Annotated in this window: 9 protein-coding genes; 6 read left to right on the plus strand and 3 right to left on the minus strand. The window is 42.7% G+C overall.

Going from position 1 to position 7,336, the window contains the following annotated elements; translation table 11 throughout:
• Positions 1-108: 108 nt before the first annotated feature.
• The 3 genes from AALA56_RS09485 to AALA56_RS09495 form a co-directional block, all read right to left on the minus strand.
• Positions 109-843, minus strand: a complete 735-nt coding sequence (locus AALA56_RS09485) for an amino acid ABC transporter ATP-binding protein (protein WP_369909804.1) — start codon at positions 841-843, stop codon at positions 109-111.
• A complete protein-coding gene (locus AALA56_RS09490; protein WP_164682565.1) occupies positions 840-1,553 on the minus strand; it encodes an amino acid ABC transporter permease in 714 nt (237 codons plus the stop codon). Before AALA56_RS09490 ends, AALA56_RS09485 begins: the two co-directional genes overlap by 4 nt.
• Positions 1,554-1,832: 279 nt before the next feature.
• Complete coding sequence (locus AALA56_RS09495; protein WP_115270511.1) at positions 1,833-2,063, minus strand: DUF1797 family protein; 231 nt, start codon at positions 2,061-2,063, stop codon at positions 1,833-1,835.
• 270 nt (positions 2,064-2,333) lie between these two features.
• Between AALA56_RS09495 and AALA56_RS09500 the strand changes: the two genes are divergently transcribed.
• The 6 genes from AALA56_RS09500 (at position 2,334) to AALA56_RS09525 (ending at position 7,225) form a co-directional block, all read left to right on the plus strand.
• Entirely contained in the window at positions 2,334-4,613 is a 2,280-nt protein-coding gene (locus tag AALA56_RS09500; protein WP_369909805.1) for an ATP-dependent Clp protease ATP-binding subunit, read from the plus strand.
• Positions 4,614-4,728: 115 nt separating this feature from the next.
• Positions 4,729-5,175 (plus strand): NUDIX hydrolase, encoded by a 447-nt coding sequence (locus AALA56_RS09505; RefSeq protein WP_369909806.1) that lies wholly within the window; start codon positions 4,729-4,731, stop codon positions 5,173-5,175.
• Between the two features lie 71 nt (positions 5,176-5,246).
• The gene (locus tag AALA56_RS09510) at positions 5,247-5,549 is read left to right on the plus strand and encodes a DUF1827 family protein (RefSeq protein ID WP_164682559.1); all 303 of its coding nucleotides are present in this window, start codon (positions 5,247-5,249) and stop codon (positions 5,547-5,549) included.
• Between the two features lie 49 nt (positions 5,550-5,598).
• A complete protein-coding gene (locus AALA56_RS09515) occupies positions 5,599-6,144 on the plus strand; it encodes a TetR/AcrR family transcriptional regulator (RefSeq protein ID WP_369909808.1) in 546 nt (181 codons plus the stop codon).
• 104 nt (positions 6,145-6,248) lie between these two features.
• Positions 6,249-6,767: an alpha/beta hydrolase gene (locus AALA56_RS09520; RefSeq protein ID WP_369909810.1), complete on the plus strand. Its 519-nt coding sequence runs from the start codon at positions 6,249-6,251 to the stop codon at positions 6,765-6,767.
• The gene (locus AALA56_RS09525; protein ID WP_369909811.1) at positions 6,764-7,225 is read left to right on the plus strand and encodes an alpha/beta hydrolase fold domain-containing protein; all 462 of its coding nucleotides are present in this window, start codon (positions 6,764-6,766) and stop codon (positions 7,223-7,225) included. Before AALA56_RS09520 ends, AALA56_RS09525 begins: the two co-directional genes overlap by 4 nt.
• Positions 7,226-7,336 lie beyond the last annotated feature (111 nt).

Genomic DNA, 7,336 nt, shown 5'->3' on the forward strand with positions numbered 1-7,336 from the left:
CAAAGATTCTCATCATTTTGAATATCAAAAGAGAGAGAACGAAAATCGTTCTCTCTCGCACTTAGCTTTTCATCAACACACTACAGTTGACAAAGAGCCCTATATTCATTAGAGTACTTTGCTGAGGAAATCTTTTGTTCGTTCTTCTTTGGTATGTTCAAAGACCTCTTCTGGTGTTCCTTCTTCGATGAGGTGTCCACCATCCATGAAAATCACACGGTCAGCCACCTCACGAGCAAAGCCCATCTCGTGCGTGACAATAACCATGGTCATCCCAGACTTGGCAAGATCCTGCATAACTCCTAGCACCTCACCGACCATCTCTGGGTCGAGCGCTGAAGTTGGCTCGTCAAACAAGAGCACATCAGGATCCATGGCTAAGCCACGTGCGATAGCAATACGCTGCTGCTGACCACCCGATAAACTCTGCGGATTAGCGTCTGCCTTGTCCCGAAGCCCGACCTTCTCAAGCAACTCATAAGCTTTCTTTTGAGCGCTTGCCTTATCAATACCTTTTGTCTTGATAGGAGAGAGCGTGATGTTATCTAAAACAGACATGTTCAAAAAGAGGTTAAACTGCTGAAAGACCATACCCATCTTTTCACGCATTTTAAAGATGTCGTTTGACTTATCGGTAATGTCCACACCTTCAAAGTGAATCGTCCCTTTTGTTGGCACCTCAAGCAAATTCATAGTGCGCAAAAAAGTGGATTTCCCAGAACCAGATGGTCCGATAATAGCAATAACCTCGCCCTTATGCACATCAAGGTCAATGCCTTTTAGCACTTCATTTTTGCCAAAAGACTTGTGTAAATCTTTGATTGAAAGAATGGTTTCTGTCATGCCTTGCTTTCTCCTTTACCTAAACGATTTTCCATGAGTTTTAACAACCAAGTAAGCACTGTCGTCACAATCAAATAGTAAAAGGCAGCAAACAAGTAGGGTGTCAAAGGAATGTAAGTTTTAGCTTGGATAGTTGTTGCACCACCCCAAAGTTCCATGATACCAATCGTTTGTAAAAGCGAGCTGTCTTTAACAATTGTGATAAATTCATTTCCCAAAGCAGGCAAAATATTTTTCAGTGCTTGCGGTAAAATAACATAGCGCATGGCTTTTAGCGGGCGAATACCAAGAGAGTAAGCTGCTTCTAGCTGCCCTTTTGGCACAGCGTCAATCCCAGCTCGAACAATCTCAGAAACGTAAGCCCCGCTGTTCAGTGACAAGATGACAATCCCTGGCATAATTCGTGAGAAATCCATATCAATCACACCAAAGCCAACAGTTGGTAGACCGTTGAAGAAACTCATCCAAGCAAAGGCGATAGCAATTTGCACCAACATCGGTGTTCCACGAAAGACCCAAACATAGAAACTCACAAGCCATTTAAAAATTTTAATTTCATGTCCATTGATGACCCAGTGGCTGCGCTTGATAAGAGCGGCTAAAACCCCGATAATCGTCCCAAAAAAGACCACACAGACTGAAATCATAATCGTGACAAGCACGCCATAATTAAAATAATCAAGATATTGCGGTATGAATGAAAAATCCATAAAGCTTTCTTCTCCTTTTTGATGATATGGAGAATATTATACTACATCTTGAATAAAAATACAATACCTAACTTTCATTTTTCTTTTATTTTTATTATCCGACGATGCTTGTTGATTTTATAAGCGAAACATCCTACAAATCCCCCGATAACGGCATAAGTCGATACTTTTAGCTAATAGATAACAAGACCCCCTCTATCGCATAAAATTGCAAAAAAAGCAAGTCAAACGTCTCTATCTCTAATAAAAAATCCTGAGCACTGCTCAGGACATTATGATTTAATACAACAAATCGTAAATTTCCATCGCAATCAAATCAATGCTATCAAATGAATAGGTCTCACGTGCATTGACGTCACGAAGTGTGAAAACAGGTCCGTTTTCAGCATCGTTGCTAAAAGATACCTCTGCCACAACAACGCCATCACGTTCAAAATTACGTTTAAGATTACCACCATCTGTTGCCATCAATTCTAAACGATTGATGATTCTCACCAAATGTGATTCCATTTTAGTTCTCCTCTAAGTTTTTAATCACTCTCATTTTACCATAAAAAGCGCTCTTACGACAAGAAAAAGTGTGATTCTCTTGTTTGACAGCTGAATTAGCACTCTCGATTTTGAGTGCTAATTTTACAATCTTTTCGCTTGCATTCTACAAAAGGGGTGCTATAATAGGATTATGAAGTTTGACCAACTTTGACTAATAACTAGGTCAAGTGCGGTAGAGCACGTCTAGCTTTACTGCTAATAGTGATTAAGAGAAGAAAGGGGTATTCTATGCTCTGTCAAAATTGTAACTTAAACGAAGCAACTATTCACCTCTATACTAATGTTAATGGTCAACAAAAGCAGGTTGACCTTTGCCAAAACTGCTATCAAATTATCAAAACAGATCCTAACAATGCCTTTTTTGCAGGCTTAAATGACGCAAGCAACAATCGCCAACAAAATCAAGCCAGTAGTATCAATCCTTTTTTTGACGATTTCTTTGGCGACCTCAATAACTTCCGTGCCTTTGGCGGTCAAGATTTGCCAAATACACCTCCGACACAGTCTGGTGGTAATCGTGGTGGCAACGGCAACAACAACCGTCCAAATGGTCAGCAAGCAAACAATCAACCACAAGGTCTCCTAGAGGAGTTTGGTATCAACGTCACTGACCTTGCTCGCCGTGGCGATATTGACCCTGTTATCGGTCGTGACAGCGAGATTGTGCGTGTTATCGAGATTTTGAATCGCAGAACTAAAAATAATCCTGTCCTCATCGGTGAACCTGGTGTTGGTAAGACTGCCGTTGTGGAAGGATTAGCGCAAAAAATTGTGGATGGAGATGTGCCTCAAAAACTCCAAGCCAAGCAAGTTATCCGCCTTGATGTGGTGAGTCTCGTGCAAGGTACCGGCATTCGTGGGCAATTTGAAGAGCGTATGCAAAAACTCATGGAAGAAATCCGTGAGCGAAAAGACGTTATCCTCTTCATCGATGAAATTCACGAGATTGTCGGAGCAGGCTCAGTAGGTGATGGCAATATGGATGCTGGAAACATCCTGAAACCAGCTCTTGCTCGTGGCGAATTGCAACTGGTCGGTGCAACCACACTCAATGAATACCGTATCATCGAAAAAGACGCTGCGCTTGAGCGTCGTATGCAACCTGTCAAGGTCGATGAGCCAAGTGTCGATGAGACCATCACCATCCTAAAAGGTATCCAAAAGAAATATGAAGATTACCACCACGTCAAGTACAGCGACGAAGCCATCAAAGCGTCTGCTATCCTATCTAACCGCTACATCCAAGACCGTTTCTTGCCTGACAAGGCTATTGACCTCTTGGACGAGGCTGGCTCTAAGATGAACTTGACCCTTAACTTTGTCGATCCAAAGGAAATCGATCAGCGCTTAATTGAGGCTGAAAATCTCAAAGCGCAAGCCACACGTGACGAAGACTTCGAGCGTGCTGCTTACTTCCGTGATCAGATCGCCAAATACAAAGAAATGCAAAAGCAAAAAATCGATGACCAAGACACACCCGTCATCACCGAAAAGACAATCGAGCATATCATCGAAGAAAAAACCAACATCCCTGTCGGTGATTTGAAAGAAAAAGAACAGTCTCAATTGATTAACCTAGCTGATGACCTGAAAAAACACGTCATCGGACAAGACGACGCTGTCGATAAAATCGCTAAAGCCATCCGCAGAAATCGTGTGGGACTTGGTTCACCAAACCGCCCAATCGGAAGCTTCCTCTTTGTCGGACCGACAGGTGTCGGAAAGACTGAGCTGTCTAAACAACTGGCAATCGAGCTCTTTGGCTCAGCAGACAGCATGATTCGCTTTGACATGAGTGAATACATGGAAAAACACGCTGTCGCAAAACTAGTCGGAGCGCCTCCAGGATACGTCGGCTACGACGAAGCAGGACAATTGACCGAAAAAGTCCGCAGAAATCCTTACTCACTCATCTTATTAGATGAGGTCGAAAAAGCACATCCAGACGTAATGCACATGTTCCTTCAAGTGCTTGATGACGGACGTCTCACAGACGGTCAAGGACGCACGGTCAGCTTCAAAGACACCATCATCATCATGACCTCAAACGCCGGAACAGGCAAAACCGAAGCCAGCGTTGGTTTTGGCGCTAGTCGCGAAGGACGCACGCACTCTGTTCTTGGTGAGCTTGGCAACTTCTTTAACCCTGAGTTTATGAACCGTTTTGACGGTATCATTGAGTTCAAGGCACTCAGCAAGGACAATCTCCTTCATATCGTTGATCTTATGCTTGACACCGTCAATAGCCGTCTTGCGGTTAATGACATTCACCTTGATGTCACAGACAAGGTCAAGGAAAAACTGGTCGACCTTGGATACGATCCAAAAATGGGTGCTCGTCCACTACGTCGTACCATCCAAGACCATATCGAAGACGCTATCACTGACTTCTATCTTGAACACCCTAGCGAAAAACACTTGAAAGCTGTCCTCAACAGCAAGGGCGACATCTTTATCAAGTCCGCTAAGAAACACGAAAAAGCCAGCGAAGAAGTCGCAGCTAACTAAATCACCAAAAGCAATCTTCTTAGGAAGATTGCTTTTTTAAGACAAAATTACAGAATTTTCTTTCAAAATTTAGTATAATACCACTAAGGATTATTTTGAATCAGAAGGAGACCCTATGAGCATTCCGACCTTTGGAGAAAAAAAAGACGACGTCATTTACACAGCCCGCTATGGTGTCTATGCCATCATCCCAAATGAGGACAAAACACAGCTTGTCCTCGTTCAAGCCCCCAACGGCTCTTGGTTTTTACCAGGTGGGGAGATTGAAGCTGGGGAAAATCAGCTCAAAGCGCTAGAGCGTGAGTTGATTGAGGAGCTGGGCTTTACAGCTACTGTTGGCTACTACTACGGTCAGGCTGATGAGTATTTTTACTCTAGCCACCGAGATACCTACTTCTATAACCCAGCCTACCTCTATGAGGTGACAAACTACACCGTGGCTGGCAAGCCATTAGAGGATTTCAACCATATCGCTTGGTTTGACATTGAGGAAGCCAAAAGAAAATTAAAACGTGGCAGTCACCGCTACGGGGTCGAAGAATGGCAAAAAAAACATCATTAAAACCGCAATTTTACGGATTTTCCATCCAATAAGTGCTATAATAGAACAAAGAAAACGATAGGAGGTTCCCTATGAGGCTCATCAATACAACCAGTAGCCATGCCGAGTTGGTTCAAGGGCAACTCACAAATACCGATGCTACTCTGGTCGAAACTTATTCAGCTGGCAATACCGACGTGGTATTTACCCAAGCCCCTTACCACTATGAAATCTTGATTTCAAACAAATACCGTGCTATCAAGGACAGTGAGCTTGAAGCTATCCGTGAGTTTTTCCTCAAGCGAAAAATCGACCATAACATTGCACTTTTAGACAAGATTAAAACCTTGCACACAGCCAATTTGATTGAAATCTCCATCCCTGCTACGAGTTAAAAAGCTGATTTTCAGCTTTTTTATTTTATGAAAAGGATTGTAACTCATAATGTTAGAAACCAACCACTCACCACATAAACACGAGCTTTTATTTGACAGCTTAGTGGAACTACTTAACACTACTTCTTTTGATAAGATTAGTATCCAAGAGCTTTGTCAGCTATCTGGTGTCTCTAGGATGTACTACTATCGTCATTACAACAATCTTGAGGATATTATCCGCAAAAAACTGGATGTTTTATTTGCAGACTACTGTCACGAGGTAGCTAGCATACATGAAAATGATAAACTGACAACGGCTCTGCTCTTTTTCAAAACCTTTCGTCCTTTTCATCGAGAACTCTTGATTTTGTGGCGAGCTGACCTTGGCTACCTCATCAAGCATGCCTTTAAAGAGTATCTTGACACGATGGCAAAAGAGGGAATTTTAGAGGCTATCAAGCCTACGATGTACCGTTATTGGCAAAGTTATGTTACTTCTGGTTTGTATGAGGTGCTCATGACATGGGTGCAATCTGGTAGCAAGGAGAGCGACTATGAAATGACACAAACCGTTTATCACATCACTAGAAACTTTGTCCATACCCTAGCTTAGCTAGTCTGTGACAGATGGCGCTTTTTTATCACAAAAATAGGCTTTTTCTTTTCTTTGTAAGAACATCCTATGATACAATACAAAAAAAGAAAAAGGAGCCTATCATGAAAGTAACTGAAGAGATGATTAGCGAAAACATGCGCCGTGAGGGTAATATGTTTCGTATGCTTTTTCATCCAGATAATGAGAAACGCTTTAGACGTGTTCAAAAGTTGGTAACGACGTTTAAAAAGGGCAGTAAGCCACACAACTCTCAAGTAGTCAAAGAAGAAGTCTTTATCCCACGTCGTGACGGTAAGCAAATCAGAGTTTGCATTTACAAACCAAAAGACCTTGACCCAAATCAACCTGTGACAGGGCTCTTGTGGAATCACGGAGGTGGTTATGCTTTTGGTGTGCCAGAGGTCTGTACTGAAACCTATGAAAAAATCATCACTAGCAGTCCCACTGTCATTGTAGCACCAGATTATCGCCTGTCCATTGAAGCACCTTTTCCAGCTGCCTTTGAGGATAGTTATGACACCCTGCTTTGGATGAAAGACAATGCTGAGCGTCTGGGCATTCACAAAGACCAACTCTTTGTCGGTGGCGAGAGCGCTGGTGGTGGCTTGACCTGCTGTTGAGCGCCTACGCTAGAGATAAGGGAGATGTCAATATCGCCTTTCAACTGCCACTCTACCCTATGCTAGACGACCGTATGACGACAGACTCCATGAAGGACAACGACGCTCCCATCTGGAGTGAAAAGAGCAATCGTGCTGCATGGCAACTCTATCTTGGCGACACCTTTGGCACAGACGAAGTCTCTCCATACGCAGCTCCAGCTCGTTTGACAGACTACACTAAGCTCCCTCCAACTTATACCTTTGTTGGAGACATTGAGCCTTTTTACGATGAGGTAGTTGCTTACATCTCACATCTAAAGGCTGCTGGTGTCATAGCTGATATTGACATCTACAAAGGGGCTTTTCATTCCTTTGACTCAACCGTTTCTAAATCACCAGAAGCCATTGATGCGACTGAAAAGATGATTGAACACTATCGCTACGCTGCTAGCCATTATTTTGCCCCGCAGGCGTAAGATTTTGTCAATAAACTAAAAAAACACTTGAGTTATGATATACTCCCCATATAGTAGACAGTGAAAAAACAAAAATTCACTAGAAACTATAAGGGGAGTTTTCATATGTCT

Source organism: Streptococcus hyointestinalis (assembly GCF_041225505.1).
Classification (GTDB): Bacteria; Bacillota; Bacilli; order Lactobacillales; family Streptococcaceae; genus Streptococcus; species Streptococcus hyointestinalis_B.